20 protein-coding genes and 1 riboswitch are annotated in these 19,259 nt (G+C 27.7%); all 20 genes read left to right on the top strand.

Going from position 1 to position 19,259, the window contains the following annotated elements; translation table 11 throughout:
• Entirely contained in the window at nt 1–894 is an 894-nt protein-coding gene (gene lgt / locus R5Z65_RS01825; protein ID WP_317366693.1) for a prolipoprotein diacylglyceryl transferase, read from the top strand.
• A gap of 7 nt (nt 895–901) precedes the next feature.
• Complete coding sequence (locus R5Z65_RS01820) at nt 902–1,045, top strand: Spo0E family sporulation regulatory protein-aspartic acid phosphatase (protein WP_317366692.1); 144 nt, start codon at nt 902–904, stop codon at nt 1,043–1,045.
• Between the two features lie 127 nt (nt 1,046–1,172).
• Nucleotides 1,173–1,433 (top strand): 30S ribosomal protein S15, encoded by a 261-nt coding sequence (rpsO, locus tag R5Z65_RS01815; protein ID WP_317366690.1) that lies wholly within the window; start codon nt 1,173–1,175, stop codon nt 1,431–1,433.
• Nucleotides 1,434–1,639: 206 nt separating this feature from the next.
• Nucleotides 1,640–1,751: riboswitch (TPP riboswitch) on the top strand.
• Nucleotides 1,752–1,885: 134 nt separating this feature from the next.
• Nucleotides 1,886–2,191 carry a thiamine-binding protein gene (locus tag R5Z65_RS01810; protein ID WP_317366689.1) on the top strand — a complete coding sequence of 102 codons (306 nt, stop codon included), beginning with the start codon at nt 1,886–1,888 and terminating at the stop codon, nt 2,189–2,191.
• Nucleotides 2,163–2,918 (top strand): ABC transporter permease, encoded by a 756-nt coding sequence (locus tag R5Z65_RS01805; RefSeq protein WP_317366688.1) that lies wholly within the window; start codon nt 2,163–2,165, stop codon nt 2,916–2,918. Before R5Z65_RS01810 ends, R5Z65_RS01805 begins: the two co-directional genes overlap by 29 nt.
• 8 nt (nt 2,919–2,926) lie before the next feature.
• The gene (locus R5Z65_RS01800; RefSeq protein ID WP_317366686.1) at nt 2,927–3,961 is read left to right on the top strand and encodes an ABC transporter substrate-binding protein; all 1,035 of its coding nucleotides are present in this window, start codon (nt 2,927–2,929) and stop codon (nt 3,959–3,961) included.
• A gap of 21 nt (nt 3,962–3,982) precedes the next feature.
• Entirely contained in the window at nt 3,983–4,729 is a 747-nt protein-coding gene (locus R5Z65_RS01795; protein ID WP_317366684.1) for an ABC transporter ATP-binding protein, read from the top strand.
• A gap of 58 nt (nt 4,730–4,787) precedes the next feature.
• Nucleotides 4,788–5,600, top strand: a complete 813-nt coding sequence (locus tag R5Z65_RS01790; RefSeq protein ID WP_317366682.1) for a hypothetical protein — start codon at nt 4,788–4,790, stop codon at nt 5,598–5,600.
• A gap of 174 nt (nt 5,601–5,774) precedes the next feature.
• Entirely contained in the window at nt 5,775–8,006 is a 2,232-nt protein-coding gene (locus R5Z65_RS01785; RefSeq protein ID WP_317366679.1) for a bifunctional (p)ppGpp synthetase/guanosine-3',5'-bis(diphosphate) 3'-pyrophosphohydrolase, read from the top strand.
• Between the two features lie 9 nt (nt 8,007–8,015).
• Entirely contained in the window at nt 8,016–8,465 is a 450-nt protein-coding gene (dtd, locus tag R5Z65_RS01780) for a D-aminoacyl-tRNA deacylase (RefSeq protein WP_317366678.1), read from the top strand.
• Nucleotides 8,466–8,474: 9 nt separating this feature from the next.
• Nucleotides 8,475–9,116 (top strand): MBL fold metallo-hydrolase, encoded by a 642-nt coding sequence (locus R5Z65_RS01775; RefSeq protein WP_317366676.1) that lies wholly within the window; start codon nt 8,475–8,477, stop codon nt 9,114–9,116.
• Between the two features lie 14 nt (nt 9,117–9,130).
• A complete protein-coding gene (gene hemZ / locus R5Z65_RS01770) occupies nt 9,131–10,576 on the top strand; it encodes a coproporphyrinogen dehydrogenase HemZ (protein ID WP_317366674.1) in 1,446 nt (481 codons plus the stop codon).
• Nucleotides 10,577–11,833, top strand: coding sequence for a histidine--tRNA ligase (hisS, locus tag R5Z65_RS01765; RefSeq protein ID WP_317366673.1), 1,257 nt, complete (start codon nt 10,577–10,579; stop codon nt 11,831–11,833).
• A gap of 16 nt (nt 11,834–11,849) precedes the next feature.
• Nucleotides 11,850–13,631 carry an aspartate--tRNA ligase gene (gene aspS, locus R5Z65_RS01760; RefSeq protein ID WP_317366672.1) on the top strand — a complete coding sequence of 594 codons (1,782 nt, stop codon included), beginning with the start codon at nt 11,850–11,852 and terminating at the stop codon, nt 13,629–13,631.
• A gap of 185 nt (nt 13,632–13,816) precedes the next feature.
• Nucleotides 13,817–14,851 (top strand): rod shape-determining protein, encoded by a 1,035-nt coding sequence (locus R5Z65_RS01755; protein ID WP_317366671.1) that lies wholly within the window; start codon nt 13,817–13,819, stop codon nt 14,849–14,851.
• A 5-nt stretch (nt 14,852–14,856) separates the two neighbouring features.
• Nucleotides 14,857–15,627 carry a flagellar basal-body rod protein FlgF gene (gene flgF / locus R5Z65_RS01750; RefSeq protein ID WP_317366670.1) on the top strand — a complete coding sequence of 257 codons (771 nt, stop codon included), beginning with the start codon at nt 14,857–14,859 and terminating at the stop codon, nt 15,625–15,627.
• A 12-nt stretch (nt 15,628–15,639) separates the two neighbouring features.
• On the top strand, nt 15,640–16,449 hold the full coding sequence (gene flgG, locus R5Z65_RS01745) for a flagellar basal-body rod protein FlgG (RefSeq protein ID WP_317366669.1): 810 nt from the start codon (nt 15,640–15,642) through the stop codon (nt 16,447–16,449).
• A gap of 15 nt (nt 16,450–16,464) precedes the next feature.
• Nucleotides 16,465–16,833 (top strand): rod-binding protein, encoded by a 369-nt coding sequence (locus R5Z65_RS01740; protein WP_317366667.1) that lies wholly within the window; start codon nt 16,465–16,467, stop codon nt 16,831–16,833.
• A gap of 87 nt (nt 16,834–16,920) precedes the next feature.
• Complete coding sequence (locus R5Z65_RS01735; protein ID WP_317366666.1) at nt 16,921–18,150, top strand: exonuclease subunit SbcD; 1,230 nt, start codon at nt 16,921–16,923, stop codon at nt 18,148–18,150.
• Nucleotides 18,137–19,259: SMC family ATPase (locus R5Z65_RS01730; protein ID WP_317366665.1), on the top strand; the 1,123-nt coding region annotated here is incomplete at its 3' end. The genes R5Z65_RS01735 and R5Z65_RS01730, both read left to right, overlap by 14 nt.

The following is a 19,259-nucleotide window of genomic DNA, read 5'->3' as shown; positions in this document are numbered from 1 at the left end:
GTGGAACCAGAAATATGGTTTGTAAATTTAGGTATAAAAATAAATCACTTAGATAGGGTAGCTTTTAATGTATTTGGCATAGATGTTTACTGGTATGGAGTTATTATAGGCTTTGGTATGCTTTTTGGGCTTATAGTAACTTTAAAAGAAGCTAAAAGAACAGGACAAGAAACAGACTTTTATATTGATACAGTTATGATATCTTCAATTATTAGTATATTATTTGCAAGGCTTTATTATGTAATATTTTCTTGGGATTATTACAAAAATCACATTAATGAAATATTTTCTATAAGAAATGGTGGTATAGCTATATATGGAGCTATAATAGGTGCAGTTTTATCAGGATTAATAATATGTAAAATAAGAAAAAAAGACTTTTTTAAGGTTGCAGATACATTTTCTTTTGGAATTTTAATAGGCCAGATAATAGGAAGATGGGGAAATTTTGTAAATAGGGAGGCTTTTGGAGGGTATACAGACTCTTTATTTGCTATGAGGTATATAAAAGACCAAGCATCTAACATACCTAAAGATGTACTTGATAAAGTGGTAAATATAAATGGTGTAGAATATATACAAGTACACCCAACATTTTTATATGAATCTTTGTGGAATATAGGCGTATTAATAGTATTGTTTATTTTTAGAAAACATAAAAAGTTTAATGGGCAATTAATGGCCCTATATTTTATAGGATATGGTTTAGGCAGATTTTGGATAGAAGGTATGAGAACAGATTCTCTTATGATAGCAGCTACTAATATAAGAGTTTCACAAGTTTTATCTATTATACTTGTAGTATCATTTACAATATATCTTATAATACAAACTAAAAAATATAAAGATAGAAGTGATATGGATATACTATTAGAAGGGAATGAAATAAAATAGAAGTGATATGTTAGAAAAAATTGAATTTATTAGAAAAAAGTTAAATAATCAAATAAAGAATGATGACAAAAAGGAAAGAATACTAAAAACAAGTACTAAACTAGATGATTTGATTAATAAATATTATACATATATTATTAAAACAAAATAATTACAATAAAATACTTGCAAATAATATGTTTTTGTGGTAGTATTTATGTAGCCTATGTTCAGAAAATGGATACTCCAACCTTTTTCTTAGCATTAGGAGTTTACTTATTTTATGGAGGAATTTTAAAATGGAATTTAACAAACAAGAAATAGTTGCAAAATTTGGTAGAAATGCAGAAGATACTGGCTCTCCAGAAGTTCAAGTAGCTTTATTAACTGCTAGAATTAACCACTTAACAGACCACTTAAGAACTCATAAAAAAGACCACCATTCTAGACGTGGACTTTTAAAAATGGTTGGTCAAAGAAAAGGTCTTTTAAACTACATCAAGAATAAAGATATAGTTAAATATCGTGAGCTTATTGCAGAATTAGGCTTAAGAAAATAATTTATATTTAATATAAAAAGACAAAGTTATTACAATATTTATAGCTTTGTCTTTTTTATGTATGTTATACTGTATAGCTGTAATTTATAGCATATATACTTACATTGTATGCTAAGCTCAGCTATAATTTGGTTAATATACTTAAAATAAATAAACTATTAATACTTGACAATATAAAATAATTTGTTTATACTTAAAATTAAGTTAATACTATTCAAGGGTGCTAAGTTTTCTTGGCTGAGAGGGTGTTAATAGATACATCTAACCTTTATACCTGAACTGGATAATGCCAGCGTAGGAAGAATATAATTGTATTTTATGTGCAGTGGTATTTTTCCATTGCACTTTTTTATTACAATTAAGATATTATTTATATCTTTAAATACAAAGTATATAAAAAATTATTTTTCCTAAAGTATTAACTAAAATAAATTACACAAAGGAGAATAAAAATGAATAAAAAATATGAGGCAAGTATGGCAATACAATTATTACCAAGATTACCAGAAAAAGATGAAAACATAAGGGTTATTGACAAGGTAATAGAACATATAAAGAGTAAAGGTCTTAATATGGTTGTAGGTCCTTTTGAAACAGTTGTAGAAGGCCAGTTAAATGAAATATTAGATATATTAAAAGAAAGTATATTAACAGCTGAAAAAGAGGGTGCTAAAGATATATTAACATATATAAAAATATCATATAGTCCTTCAGGAGTAATGAGCATAGATGAAAAAATTTCAAAACATAATAAATAAAAATATAAGTGCACTAACAGTCTTACTAATAATTATACTATGGCAAGTAATAAGTTATACAGAGCTTGTTCCTAAGTTTATGCTACCTAGTCCAGTAGAGGTAGTGTTAGCTTTTATAAAAGATTTTAAATTAATATTTAGCCATATATGGATTACTCTTTTAGAGGCTGCAATAGGGCTTTCTATAAGTATAATATTTAGTTTTATACTAGCTATTATTATGGATAAATATAAAATTTTTGATAGGGCTATATATCCTATTTTAGTAATTAGCCAAACAGTACCAACAGTAGCAATAGCACCTATTATTGTACTTTGGTTTGGATTTGGTATTATGCCTAAAATATTACTTATATTTTCTACTTGTTTTTTCCCTATGACTATAAGTATACTAACAGGGTTTAAAGATGTAGATGAAGATATGCTAAAGTTAATGAAGTCTATGGATAGTAGTTACATAAAAACTTTGTTTATTGTAAAGATACCATTAGCTATGCAAAGCTTTTTTTCTGGGTTAAAAATAGCTGCAACTTATGCAATAGTTGGTGCTGTTGTATCTGAATGGCTAGGAGGAGAAAAGGGTATAGGAGTTTATATGACAAGGGTAAAAAAAAGCTATGCTTTTGATAAAATGTTTGCAAGTATTATAATAATTAGTTTACTTAGTTTGTTACTAGTATGGGTTATAAGAATTTTGGAAAAGAAAATAATATATTGGAAAGAATAGGTTAAAAAATGAAGATATTTAGTAAAATTTTATGTATATTTTTAATATGTAGTTTATTTGTAGGTTGTGGTACAAAAAACCAACAAGTTAGTACAGAAGAAGTTAAAAATAGTGAACAATCTGAAAATACAGAAGAAAAGGAGAATGACAAAGTTAGTTTTTTATTAGACTGGACACCTAATACTAATCACACAGGTATATATGTGGCTTTAGAAAAAGGATTTTATAGTGAAGAAGGGATAGACTTAGAAGTATTAAATCCACCAGAAGAATCTACAACAGCTTTAGTAGCTGCTGGTAAAGCTGACTTTGGGGTTTCTTTTCAAGACACTATGGGTACTGCTATAAATGAAAATGATAATTTTCCTATAATGGCAGTTGCATCTATTATACAACATAATACATCTGGTATTTTATCTTTAAAAGAGAAAAATATAGATAATTTTAAAAACTTAGAAGGAAAAGTATATGCTACTTGGGATAGTGAGCTAGAACAAGCTACTATAAAACAAGTTATGGAGAATGAGGGCGGAGATTTTAATAAAGTGGAACTTTACCATAGTTCTATAACAGATGCTGTATCTGCTATACAAACAAATGTAGATGCTGTATGGGTATTTGAAGCTTGGGATACTATGATGGCAAAGGTTAAAGGGATAGATTACAACTTTATAAAATTTAAAGATGTAGACCCTAATTTAGATTTTTATACGCCTGTTATAGTATCTAGTGAAAAATATTTAAAAGAAAATGAAGATACAGCTAAAAGATTTTTAAAAGCTACTAAAAAAGGATATGAATATGCAATAGAAAATCCAGAAGAAAGTGCAGAAATATTACATAAATTTGCACCAGAGTATGAACTTGATATGCTAATAGAAAGCCAAAAGTACCTTGCTAATGAATATAAAAGTGAGGTAGAAAGATGGGGATATATAGACTCTGATAGATGGAATAGATTTTATGACTGGTTATATAAAAAGGGCATAGTAAAAAAAGATTTAAAAGATAAAGGCTTTACAAATGACTATTTACCAGAATAAGATTAAATTAAAGGAGAAAAAATGGACTATATAAGATTAGAAAATATAAGTAAATCTTATGACAATATAGGAATAATAGACGATATAAATTTTTCTTTTAAAAAAGGTAAAATAGTATCTTTTCTTGGTAAAAGTGGGGTTGGTAAAACAACCCTTTTTAATATACTAGCAGGTTTTGAAAAAGCAGATACAGGAAAGATATTTTTACAAGGAGAAGATATTACAAATAAAAAGAAAAATATAAGCTATATGACACAAAAACATTTGTTACTACCATACCTTAATGTTTTAGACAATGTTTGTTTATCTTTTAAAATAAAGGGAATAAATAAGAAATTAGCTTACGAAAAGGCTATACCTATATTAGAAAAATTTGGGTTATCACAACATATTAATAAATATCCTAATGAGCTATCAGGTGGTATGAAACAAAGGGTATCTTTTATACGAGCATATTTAAAAGAAAGCGATTTAATGCTATTTGATGAGCCTTTTTCTGCACTAGATAGTATAACTAAAGAAAGTATATATGAATGGTTTAAACAAATGATTAAATATGAGAATAAAACAACGGTATTTATAACTCACGATATAAACGAGGCCATATATTTATCTGATAAAATATATATATTATCTAAAAAACCAGCTAATATAGTACTATCTTTAGATATAAATAACAATGTAGAAAATTTTAGGACAAGCAATGAATTTTTATTATACTATAAGGAAATAACAGATTGCCTAAAAAAATATTTAGAAGAAAACTAAAAAATAATTAATAATTGACGATATACAAAATACAAAATTAATTTTGGAGAGTGTATCGATGGCTTATAATGATAAGAAAATAAAATTAGACGCATCTGAAAAAGATATAAACGAAAAATTTAAAAATGAAATAGAAAATATAGAAGAAAAAATATACTGGTATATAAAATTTAGCTTGCCACTTGAAGAAGAAAGTGTATCTAAAAAAACTATGAAGGTGACGGATACAAAAGGTTATATTTTTAAAACAGATATAATATATAATAAAGCGTTAGAACTAATAGTAATAGAAACTTTGGAGCCTTATAAAGAGGAAGAATATTATATACTTCAAATAAGCAAAGATGTTAAAGCAGAAAATTTAAAAACATTAAAAAAAGATGTTAATATATTATTTAAAATAAAAGGTGGCGTTGTTGAGGAGTACAAGGTGTTAGGTGATAATGTAGTTGTGCCTAAACCTAAAAAAAAGCTAAAGTCAAAGAAAAATAGGACAAGGTCTAAAGTGTACAGTTTTCAAAAGGAAGATAACCAAATGGCACTAGGAGGAGATAGGCTTTCTTATATAAGGATAAAATTTAACCCACTTTTAGCAATAGTTGGTGTACCATTATTTTTAATAGGTATTTTTTTAACTAGTAATGCTATAATAGCCTTAGGTGGCGTAGTGTCTTGTTTAGGATTTTTTCATATATTATCACAGGTATTAAACAGAAATTTTAGGTCTAATTTATACTACAATTTAGGTGTTGTTAGCTTTAATAAAGAAAAATACAAAAAAGCACAAAAAAGATTTAAAAAATCTATTACAATTAACAGCTACAATGAGTATTCGGAATATGCTTTAAACAAGGTGTCGTTTTTTTTATAAAATTAGTTAGTTTTTAGAGATATTATATAAGGAAATTAAAGGGTATTGTAAAAAACACAGTACCCTTTGTTTTTATACTAATAAAAATAGCTAAAAATTTGTTTTTACTTGAAATTATATTAAAAACTTAATATAATAGTAATTAACATAATTAATTTTGGAAGGAGGATGCTTATGGAAGAATGTGAACTACTTTATAATAAGTTAATAGAAAAGGTGAAAAAATACCATCCAGTAACAGATTTTAGTCTTATAGAAAAGGCATATATATTAGCAAAAAAAGCACACGGAGAACAGCTTAGAAAGTCTGGAGAGCCTTATATAATACATCCTCTTTGTGTTGCTATTATATTAGCAGAGCTAGAGCTAGACTTAGAATCTATTGTAGCAGGTATTTTACACGATGTAATAGAAGATACTAAATATTCTTTTGAAGACTTAAAAAATCTTTTTAGTGATGAGATAGCAAACATTGTAAGTGGTGTTACAAAGCTTGATAAATTTACTTACTCATCTTCATCTAAAGAAGAATTGCAAGCAGAAAATTATAGAAAAATGTTTCTTGCTATGGCAAAAGATATAAGAGTAATATTAATAAAAGTGGCAGATAGATTGCACAATATGAGAACACTACAGTTTATGAGCAAAGAAAAGCAGAGAGAGAAAGCTCAAGAAACATTAGATATATATGCACCATTAGCTACAAGGCTTGGTATATTTAAAATAAAAATAGAACTTGAGGATTTATGTCTTAGGTATTTAGACCCTACGGCATACTATGATTTAGCAGAAAAGATAGAACGTAAAAAACACCACAGAGAAGAATATGTAGAGAGAATAGTTAAAGAAATATCACAAAAATGTGAAGAGGATAATCTAAAATGTGAAATATATGGAAGACCTAAACATTTTTTTAGTATTTATAAAAAAATGCTTAATCAGGATAAAACATTAGACCAAATATTTGACCTTTTTGCAGTAAGAGTAATAGTAAATAGTATAAGAGATTGTTATGAGGTTTTGGGAATTGTTCACGAAATGTATAAACCTATCCCTAGTAGGTTTAAAGATTATATAGCTATGCCTAAGTCTAATATGTATCAGTCTTTACATAATACACTTATAGGCCCAGAGGGATTGCCTTTTGAAATACAAATTAGAACATTAGAGATGCACCGTATAGCAGAATATGGTATAGCAGCTCATTGGAAATATAAATCTGGTAACCAAAATGTTAAAGAATCTGCAGAAGAAGAAAAACTTACTTGGCTTAGACAAATATTAGAATGGCAAAAAGATATGTCTGATAATAAAGAGTTTATGGATACTATAAAAACAGACTTAGACTCTTTTAATGAAAATGTGTACTGCTTTACACCAACAGGAGAGGTAAAGAGCTTGCCTTATGGTTCTATACCAATAGATTTTGCTTATTCTATACACAGTGCAGTTGGTAATACTATGGTAGGAGCTAGAGTAAATGGTAAAATAGTAACATTTGATTATATTTTGCAAAATGGAGATAGGATAGAAATAATAACAAGCCAAAATTCTCGTGGACCTAGTATGGACTGGATAAAAATGGTTAAAAGTAGTGAAGCCAAAAATAAAATAAACCAATGGTTTAAAACTATAAATAAAGAAGAAAATATACTAAGAGGAAAAGAAATGCTAGAAAAAGAGTCTAAAAGAAAAGGCTTTATTTTTAGTGAATTAGCTACACCTTTTAGAATTAAAAGAGTTTTAGAAAGATATGGTTTTAGAGATTGGGACGCTATATGTGCAGCCATTGGACACGGTGGGTTAAAAGAAGGGCAAATAATAAATAGGCTTATAGAAGATTTAAAAAAGGATATAAATAAAAATAAAACTGCTGAGGAAATATTAAAAGAAACAGCAGAAAATATATCAAATGCTAATACAAATAATCAATATAAAAGAAAATATAAAAATGATTCTGGTATAGTGATACACGGTATAACTGGACTAGATGCTAGAGTATCTAAATGTTGTAGCCCTGTACCTGGTGATGAAATAGTAGGATTTATTACTAAAGGTAGAGGTGTATCTATCCATAGGACAGATTGTATAAATATAATAAATCTTTTAGAAGATGATAGAAAAAGGCTAGTTGAGGCAAACTGGAGCTTGAATAATAGTAAAAATAAAGAGTTTTTAGCAGAAGTAAGAATAACAGGTGAAGATAGGCTAGGACTTTTAGTAGATATAACAAAGGTATTTACAGATGAAAAGCTATCTCTTAAAAATATTAATGCAAGAACTACTAAAACAGAGTTTATTATAGATGCAACTATAACTATAAGTGATAAAACAGAGCTAGAATATGTATGTAAAAAAATAAAAAATGTAAAAGGTGTATATGATATACAAAGGATTACAACATAGGAGGATAATATGCGAGTTGTTTTACAAAGAGTAACAAAGGCAAAAGTAGATATAAATAAACAAACAGTAGGTAAAATAGATAAAGGTATAGTTGCTCTTGTTGCTGTTAATGACACAGATAATGTAGAAACATTTAAGTATATGTGTGATAAAATTATAAATATTAGAATATTTGAAGATGATGAGGATAAGCTTAATTTATCTATAAAAGATTTAAATTTAGGATTATTAATAGTACCTAATTTTACAGTTTATGCAGATGCTAGAAAAGGACGCCGTCCTAGTTTTGTAGGTGGTGCTAAGCCAGATGATGCAGAAAAAATATTTAATGATTTTATAGATTATGTTAAAAATAATTATGATAAAGTAGAAACAGGTATATTTAGAGCAGATATGCAGGTAGAGCTTATAAACGATGGTCCTATTACTATACTTTTAGATAGTGATAAATTATTTTAGGAGGCTAATATGAAAGTAAAAGTTGAAATAGTTGGTGGAGCGATGATGCAAAATTGTTATTTTGCAATAGAAGATGATACAAACAATGCTATAATAATAGACCCAGGTGCAGATTCGGATAGGCTTATAAATGTAATAGAAAAAGAAAAACTAAATGTGAAATATATAGTTTTAACACACGGACATTTTGACCATATAGGTGCTTGTAAAGATATAAAGGAAAGGTATAACACACCTGTTGTTATATGCCAAGGAGAAGAAATATTGATAGAATACCCAGAGAATAACCTTTCTCATATGATAAATGCTAAAATATCATTAAAAGCAGATATAGCTTTAAAAGATAATGAAGTGTTTAAATTTGGGGATAGTTTATCCTTTAAAGCCTTAAAAACTCCAGGACATACGCCAGGAGGTATGTGTTTATATTTTGAAAAAGAAAATATACTTTTTTCTGGAGATACTTTATTTTATGGTTCTGTTGGTAGAACAGACTTTCCTTATGGAAACTCATCAGATTTAATAAAATCTGTTACAAGGCTTAAAGATTTACCAGATGAAACAGTAGTTTATTGTGGACACGGCGACAAAACTACAATAGGAACAGAAAAAAATATTAATCCTTATATGGGAAATATGTACGAATATTAGAAAGTTGGTTTTATATGTATTATATAGTGGAGCATAAACATTTAGATGAGGTGCTTTCAGTTATTCAATTATTTTATTTTGGAGAAAAAATAACACAAGTAGATGATATTTTAGATGATAATATAGTTATAAAAAGTAGTGTTAAAGATAATATATCTATTTGTAAAATATATAAAAATAAAGAAGAAATAGTTTGTAAAGAAAATAGCTTGGAAAATATAAAAGAAGATGGATTTTCTAAAGAAGAATCTAGAATAATAAAGCTTACTGTTTTTCAAGCTATACAGGAAATAAGGCCTTTAGATATGCCTTGGGGAATATTAACAGGTGTTAGGCCTACTAAAAAAATAAATGAGCTTTTAGATGAAGGTTTTTCCGAAAATAGTATTAAAAATATGCTAAAAGAAAAATACTTAACGACAGATGAAAAAATAGATTTAGCAATAGGAATAGCTAAAATAGAAAAAAATATATTAAAAAATAATAATAAAAATAAAATATCTATATATTTAGGTATACCATTTTGCCCTACAAGATGTGTATATTGTTCTTTTACAGCTTTTAACCTTAGTCAATATACTAAAAAAGTAGATTTGTATTTAGATTGTTTAGAAAAAGAAATACTAGCTATGAAAGATTATGTTAATAGCTATGAAATAGAAAGCATATACATAGGTGGAGGTACACCTTCTTCTTTAAATGAAATTCAGTTTTATAGATTTTTAAAAATGATAGCAGATAATTTTAAAAAGCCTTTAGTAGAATATACAATAGAGGCAGGTAGAGCTGATACCATAACTAGAGAAAAGCTTAAAACAATGAAATATTTTAACGCTAGTAGAATATCTATAAACCCTCAAACAATGAATGATAAAACTTTAAAACTTATAGGAAGAAACCATTTAGAAAAGGACTTTTTAGAGGCATTTTATATGGCACGAGAAGAAGGGCATAACAATATAAACACAGATATTATTTTAGGACTTACAGATGAAACATCTAAAGAAGTTTTATACACTATGGATAAGATTTTTAATTTAAGCCCAGAAAGTTTAACTGTCCATACCCTTGCTTTAAAAAGAGCATCTAGGCTTAATGAAAACATAGATAGTTTTAACCCTAGCTCTTTTTACGAAATGGAAAAAATGATAAGTATAACAAAAGATTATGCTAGAAAAATGGATATGTACCCTTATTATATGTATAGACAAAAAAATATGATAGGTAATTTTGAAAATGTAGGATACTGTAAAGAAGGATTAGAATGTTTTTATAACATACAAATAATGGAAGAAAAACAAACTATTATTTCTTTTGGGGCTGGTGCTACAAGTAAATTTTATTTTGAAGATAAAAATCTTATAAAAAGAGCTTTTAATGTAAAAAGTGTAGATGATTATATAAGCCGTATAGATGAAATGATACAAAGAAAAAAAGAAATAATAGAGGAGTGCATATAAATGAAAATAAAAAGGCCAAAAGGGACTAATGATATTTTTTGTGAAGAAGCATATAAATGGCAGTTTTTAGAAAATGAAATAAGACAAGCTTGTAAAAATTTTGGAATACAAGAAATAAGAACACCTATTTTTGAATATAAAAGTCTTTTTGAGCGTGGTGTTGGAGAAACAACAGATGTTGTACAAAAAGAAATGTTTACATTTAAAGATAGAGGCGAACGTGAATATTCTCTCAAGCCAGAAAGTACAGCAGGTACAGCTAGAGCTTATTTAGAAAATGGACTTAATGCTGGTGTACAACCTACAAAGTTATATTATATATCACCAACTTTTAGAGATGAAAGAAACCAAGCAGGTAGATTTAAACAGTTTCATCAATTTGGTGTAGAGATATTTGGGTCTTTTGATGCTAGTTGTGATGCAGAGGTTATATCTTTTGCATATGAGCTTTTGAAAAACCTTAATATTAAAGATGTAACCCTAAAATTAAATAGCCTTGGTGGTAATGAGTGCAGAAAGGCTTACAACCAAAAGCTTAAATCTTTTATAGAAACTAAGCTTCATTTTTTATGTGATGATTGTAATCAAAGGTATGAAAAAAATCCACTTAGAGTTTTAGACTGTAAAAATAATAATTGTAGGGAGGCTTTAAAAGAAGCTCCAACAACAATAGATAGCTTAGATGAAGAATGTAAAAATCATTTTGAAAATTTAAAAAAATACTTAGATATAATGAATATACCTTATGAGATAGACCCTAAAATAGTTAGAGGTTTAGATTATTACACAAAAACAGTATTTGAGTTTGTTTGTAAATCTGAAAAATTAGGCTCTCAAAGTACCATATGTGGTGGTGGAAGATATGATAACCTTATAAAAGAATGTGGAGGACAATCTACTGGTGCAGTTGGATTTGGTATGGGTATGGAGCGTGTACTTATGCTTATGGAAGAACAAGGCATACAAATTGAAGATAAAAACAGACCTTTAATATATATTGGCTCTATGGGAGAAATTGGTTTTACAAAAGCTCAACAAATAGCTTATAACCTTAGACAAAAAGGTGTATATGTAGAGTACGACATAGTTAAAAGAAGTGTAAAGGCTCAGTTAAAATATGCGGATAAAATAAATGCTAAATATGTTATAATAATTGGAGATAATGAGATACAAACAGATAAAGTAAACTTAAAAGATATGGACAAAAGTGAAGAAATAGAAATAAGTTTATCAAATTTAGAGGCAGAAATTTTATAATTAATGGAGGGTAAAAATGAAAGGTTTTAAAAGAACAAACTATTGTGGTGAAATAAAAGAAAATATGATAGGTAAAGAGGTAACTCTTATGGGTTGGGTTAGTCGTAAGCGTGTATTTAGTCATTTTTCTTTTATTTTATTAAGAGATAGAACAGGAATTTTACAAGCTGTTGTTAACCAAGATACTAATACAGAAGATGTTATAAAAAAAGATAAAGAGCTTAAGCCAGAATATGTTGTAGCTATTAAAGGTAAAGTTGTGGCTAGAACAGAAGAAAATATTAATCCAGAAATGGAAACAGGTAAAGTAGAAGTTTTAATAGATGAAATGGAAATTTTATCAGAATCTGAAGTTCCTCCTTTTCAAATTGAAGATAGTGTAAATGTAAGCACAGATTTAAGGCTTAAATATAGATATTTAGACCTTAGAAGACCTAGCGTTGCTAAAAATTTAATATTAAGACATAATATTGCTCAATCTGTTAGAAGATTTTTAGACAATGAAGGTTTTTTAGAGATAGAAACGCCATTTTTGACAAAATCTACACCAGAAGGTGCTAGAGATTACCTTGTACCAAGCCGTGTACACCCTGGAGAATTTTATGCACTTCCACAATCTCCTCAAATTTTTAAACAGCTTTTAATGTCTTCAGGATTTGATAAATATTTTCAAATAGTAAAGTGTTTTAGAGATGAAGATTTAAGAGCAGATAGACAGCCAGAATTTACACAAATAGATATGGAATTATCTTTTGTTGATGAAGAAGACATAATAAGCTTAAATGAAAGGCTTATGCAAACTATATTAAAAGAAACAAAAGGTATAGATATACAAATACCATTTGAAAGAATTTCTTATAAAGATGCTATGGAAAGATTTGGCTCTGATAAGCCAGATGTTAGATTTGGTATGGAGCTTACTAATATTACAAATATTGTAGCTGGTAGTGAATTTGGTGTTTTTGAAAATGCTATAACTACTGGTGGTAGTGTTAGAGGGATAAACGTTAAAGGCTCTTGTGCTATGCCAAGAAAACAAATAGATAGCCTTGTAGAACTTGCTAAAACTTATGGTGCTAAAGGTTTAGCGTGGTTAGGGTTAAATGAAGACGATACGTTTAAAACAAGTATAAGTAAGTTTTTTGATGATGACAAGCTTAAAGAAATAGCTAATGCTTTTGGTGCAGAAAAAGGAGATTTAATTTTAATTTGTGCTGATAAAGACAATGTTGTTTTTGATGCTTTAGGAGCTTTAAGGGTGGAAATGGCTAAAAGACTTGAGCTTACTGATAAAGATGATTATAGATTTTTATGGGTTACAGAATTTCCACTTTTTGAATACGATGAAGAAGAGGGAAGATATGTTGCAAAACATCACCCATTTACTATGCCTATGGAGGAAGATATTAGTTTACTAGAAACAAGCCCAGAAAAAGCAAGAGCAGTGGCTTATGACTTAGTTTTAAATGGTTATGAGCTAGGTGGTGGTAGCCTTAGAATATATCAAAGTGATTTACAAGAAAAAATGTTTAAATGTTTAGGTTTTAGCCAAGAAGATGCAAAAGAAAGATTTGGATTTTTAATAGAGGCATTTAAGTATGGTACACCTCCTCACGGTGGACTTGCATTAGGTCTTGATAGAATGGTTATGCTTTTATCTGGTAGTGATAGCTTAAGAGATGTTATAGCCTTTCCTAAAGTAAAAGATGCTTCTTGTCCTTTAGCAGATGCACCTAATTTTGTAGATAAAAAACAATTAGATGAGCTTATGATAGATATTATAAAAGAAGAAAAATAAATAAGTTAATACTTAGTTATAAATAGCTAAATTTTACAGCTATTTATAACTTTAGTATTAAAAACATAAAAATATTAGAAAACTACAAAATTTATTAAAAATATAAAAAAAACTTTAAATTGCAACAAAAATATGATATAATTATGGTGTTATATATAAATATGTAGTTAAAAGGAGAAATATTAATGTTTAGTTCTGATATAGGAATTGATTTAGGCACATCTAGTGTACTAATATATATAAAAGGACAAGGCATTGTTTTAAAAGAACCTTCCGTTGTTGCAATAGACAGGTATACTAATGAGGTTATTGCTGTAGGTGAAAAGGCTAGACAGATGATAGGTAAAACTCCTGCAAATATTAATGTAATAAGACCTCTTAGAGAGGGTGTTATATCTGATTATAACGTTACTGAAATTATGTTAAAATACTTTATAAAAAAAGTACTTGGTAAAAGTTCTAGGCGTCCTAGAATAGCTGTTTGTGTACCATCTGAAATTACAGAAGTAGAAAAAAAGGCTGTTAAAGATGCGACAAAAGATGCTGGTGCTAGAGAAGTTTTTGTAATAGAAGAACCAATAGCTGCTGCTATAGGCTCTGGGATAGATATAACAAGGGCCTGTGGTAGTATGATAGTTGATATTGGCGGTGGAACAACAGATATTGCTGTTATATCTCTTGGAGGAGCAGTTGTAAAAAGTTCTTTAAAAATAGCTGGGGATAACTTTGATGAATCTATAATAAAATATATTAAAAATAAATATAACATTCTTATAGGTGAAAAAAGTGCAGAAGACCTTAAAGTTAACATTGGTACTGTTTACAAAAGAAGTGCACCTTTAAATATGGATATAAGAGGAAAAAACCTTGTTACAGGATTGCCTAATACTATAAATATTACATCTGAAGAATTATACGAGGCATTAAAAATACCAACTAATGTTATTATAGATAGAATAAGAAAAGTGCTAGAACAAACACCCCCTGAACTTGCATCAGATATTTACGAAAGAGGAATAGTTATGACAGGTGGTGGAGCTTTGATATACGGATTAGATAAAGTTATAAAAGAAGCAACAGGTATAAACACTGTTTTGGCAGAAGATTCGTTATCTTGTGTAGTATTAGGTACAGGAAAATATATAGAGTATAACAAAAAATTTGAAAAAGATAAAAATGTTTTTTTTCAGATAATATCAAAACTATTTAAATGGAGATGATTTGATTGAATAGAGGTTTATATACATCAGCTATAGGAATGATGACTCAGATGAATAACCTAGATGTTATAACAAATAATATAGCAAATGTTGATAATACAGGATTTAAAAAAGATATGAATGTTGTGCAATCTTTTTCTGAAGAGCTTATGAAAAGATTTAATGATCCTGAAGAAAGCCTTGTTAAAGTAGATAATAATATAGGAAGTGTATCACTTGGTAACTTTGTAGCAGAAGTTAATACAGATTTTTCAACAGGCTCTATGAAAAAAACAGGTGGAACATATGATTTAGCTATAAATGGTGATGGTTTTTTTGCTATAGAAACTATGGATAATGGTAATATAGTAGAAAAATATACAAGAGATGGCTCTTTTACAGTTAATAGCAATAACGAGCTTATGACAAAAGAAGGTAATTATGTATTAGGAGAAAATGGACGAATTGTTATACCAAATGGTAAAATAACTATTAGTGAAAATGGAAATATATATTCTAACAATGAGTTTGTAGACAAGCTAAAAATAGTAGATTTTGAAAATAAAGAGACCCTTAGAAAATATGGAGATAACTTATATAATAAAATAGATGAAAGTGTAGAAAAGCCTTTTACAGGAACTATATTACAAAGCCAAATAGAAATGTCTAATGTAAATGCTGTTCAAGAAATGGTAAAAATGATAGCAGTATCTAGAGCTTATGAGCTTAATCAAAAAATGGTACAATCTCACGATGCAATTTTGGGTAGAGCTGTTAATGATATAGCCAAAAAATAGGAGGTAAAAATTATGATGCGTTCTTTATGGACTGCTGCATCTGGTATGGGTGCACAGCAATTAAATGTAGATACAATATCTAATAATATATCTAATGTAGATACAAATTCTTATAAAAAAGAAAGACTGGAATTTAAAAGTTTATTATATCAAACTATGGAAAGGGCATCTTTAGATGAATCAAATACTGGGAAACCTGTAAATTTACAAGTAGGACTTGGTGTAAGACCTATAGCTACAAGTAGAATGTTTTCTCAAGGGAATTTAGAAAGAACAGAAATAAAAACAGATTTAGCCATACAAGGTGAAGGATTTTTTATGGTAAAAACTGGTGAAGATGAAATATCTTATACAAGAGATGGTAGCTTTAAAATAAGCTTAGGTGATGGAGAAAATAACCTTGTTACATCAGAGGGATATTATGTATTAAATTCTGATGGAGAGCCTATATCTTTACCTGAGAGCATACCTGTAAAAGATATTATTATTTCAGAAAATGGCGCTGTAAAATATATGCAAAACGGAGAAGAACAAGATACAGGTACAAGTATAGGTGTTGTTCAGTTTGCTAACCCACAAGGATTAGAGGCTATTGGTGGTAATTTATATGCTACTACTGCAGCATCTGGAGAGCCTATTTTAGAAACAGATTTAGAATCAAACAAAAGTAAAGTATTACAAGGATTTACAGAACTATCTAATGTTAATATAGCAGAAGAAATGGTTAATTTAATTGTTGCACAAAGAGCTTATGAGCTTAATTCTAAAGCGATAACAACATCTGATGATATGTTACAATTAGCTAATAACCTTAAAAAATAATAAGAGGTGAACAAAATGAGCTTAAATAGTATAGTTGGCATAAACTCTAAAAATATATCAGATATAAATGTCGCTAAAAAATCTATTATAGAAACAGATAGCTTTAAACAAAAATTTGATAATGCTATACAAAATGGGCAAGATAAAGAGCTTAAAGAGGCTTGTGTACAATTTGAAAGTTATTTTTTAAGTATGATGTTTAAATCTATGAGAAAGACTACTGTATCTAATGGTGGTATTTTTGGTAAAAGTAATGCAGAAAAGATTTTTCAAGATATGTTAGACGAGCAAATGACAGATAAAATGGCTAAAGAAGGCGGAATAGGTTTAGCAGATATGATGTATAAACAGCTTTCTAAACAAAATGTAGATATAGAAGTATAATATATGAATAACAATTTTATTAAAGGCTGAAGATATTATCTTCAGCCTTTAGAAATTTAAAAAAATAAATATAAAAGAGGTGATTTTTTGAAAATTTTACATACGTCTGATTGGCATTTAGGCAAATATTTAGATAAATATTCTAGAATAGAAGAACAAGAAAAATTTATATACGAATTAGAAAATATATGCAATAGTGAAAAAATAGATTTAATAATAATAGCAGGAGATATATACGACACAACTAACCCACCTATATTAGCAGAGAAATTGTTTTTTAAAGCTATGAAAAGATTATCTTTAAATGGTAAAAGGCCAATTATTATAGTTTCTGGGAATCACGATAGTGCTAGCAAGCTAATATCTCCTAGCCCTTTAGCATACGAATTTGGAATTATTATACAGGGTATGCTAAATACAGTTGCTAATGTAGCTAAATATGAAAATTTTGAAATAACAAAATCTGGTGAAGGTTTTTTTGAAATAAAAATTAATGATGAAAAAGCAGTTTTTTTAACACTACCTTATATTACAGAAAAAAATATTAATGAAGTAATATTTAAAAGTGATGAAGAGATAGATATGCAAAAAGATTTCTCTGATAAAATAAAAAGTATATTTAATGATTTATCTAAAAATTATGGTGAAGATACTATAAATATTATTGTTACACATTTATTTGTAAAAGGTGGTATAGAAACAGATAGTGAAAGAAAAATACAATCTATAGGTGGAACTTACGCTATAGACCCTAGAATTTTTCCAAAAAATACTCAATATGTAGCTTTAGGCCATTTACATAGGTGCCAACAGGTAAAACAAGCAGACTGTTTAGCTTATTATTCTGGCTCTCCTATTAGATATAGCAAAAGTGAAATAGGATATGAAAAAGTGGTATTAGTTTTAGATATAAAGCCTAACCAAGAGCCTATATTAAAAAAGGTACCTCTTACAGACTACAAACCAATAGATGTTTTTAAATGTGATAATTATCAACAAGCTCTACAATTTTGTGAAAGTGTGTCAGATAAAGATAGTTATGCTTTTATTGAAATATTAACACAAGATTTTATAACAGGGGAACAAATAAGAACTTTGAGAGAAACAAAAAAATATATTGTAAGCATAGTGCTAAAGTCTTATATGGAGGAAAAAGTTATATACGAAACAGAGGAAGAAAAAAGTATTTTAGAACAATTTAAATCATTTTATACATATAAAAAGGGAAAAGATGCTCCAAATGAAATTTTAGATATGTTTTTAAATATTTTAGATGAAATAGAAACAGAGGAGGTGAAAATAGATGAAACCACATAATCTTAAAATATTAGGTATAAATAGCTTTAATGAAATGCAAGAAATAGATTTTTCTAAAATTTTAGAAAAAGGGTTATTTGGTATATTTGGAGATACAGGTAGTGGAAAATCTACTATAATAGATTGTATAACACTTGCTTTATATGGAAAAATTGTACGGTATAATGGTAGTAAAAATAAAAATGGGGATTTTTTAAATCTTAATAGGAATAATGCTAAAGTGGAGTTTATTTTTTCTATAAAAGATGGAAAAGATGAAGTTTTTTATGAAGTAGTTAGACAATTTAAAAGAACTAGTAAAGGAGAGATAAAATCCGATATAATAAGGTTATCTGTTTTTCAAGGTATAGAAAAAAATATTATAGCAGATAAAAAGATAGATGTAGAAAATAAAATAATAGACGTAATAGGTCTTAGTTATGAAGATTTTACAAAGGCAGTTGTTTTACCTCAAGGTAAATTTAGCGATTTTTTAATGATTGAAAATACAGATAAAAGAAAAATGTTACAGAGAATTTTTGGGTTAGAAAAATATGGGGATAAATTAAAAGATAAAATAAATGAAAAAAAGTATAACCAAGAAAATTTAGTAGTCAATTTAAAAAAAGAAATAGAATTATATGGAGATATATCCAAAGAAAACATATATGAACAAAAAAATATACTTAAAGAAAAAGAAGAATATTTACAAAATATAAATATTCAAATGAAAAAAACAGAAGAAGACGAAAAATACTTTATTAATATTTTAAAGTTAAAAAATGATTATATATTTTATAATGATAAATTACAAGAGTTAATACCATATAAAAATACAGTTTTAGAATTTGAAACTACATTAAAAGAAATATTGGAAGCAGAGAAAATAGCACCTCATATATTAGAGGTAGACAACATAGTAAATGAAAATAAAAATATTTTAGATAATGTAAATGTAATAAAACAGGACCTTGAAAATATAGAAAATAATTATAAAAATATAGAAAATAATTATAATTATTATAAAAATAAAAAGGAAGAAGAAAAGCCTAAACTAGATAAAATAAAACAAGATTTAGAGCAATGTATAAACTTTATTAATGAAAAGAATGTATTAGAAAAAGACATAT

It is taken from the genome of uncultured Tyzzerella sp. (genome assembly GCF_963558545.1).
Taxonomy (GTDB): Bacteria; Bacillota; Clostridia; order Lachnospirales; family CAG-274; genus Tyzzerella.
This window is presented reverse-complemented; position numbering and strand designations above follow the sequence as displayed.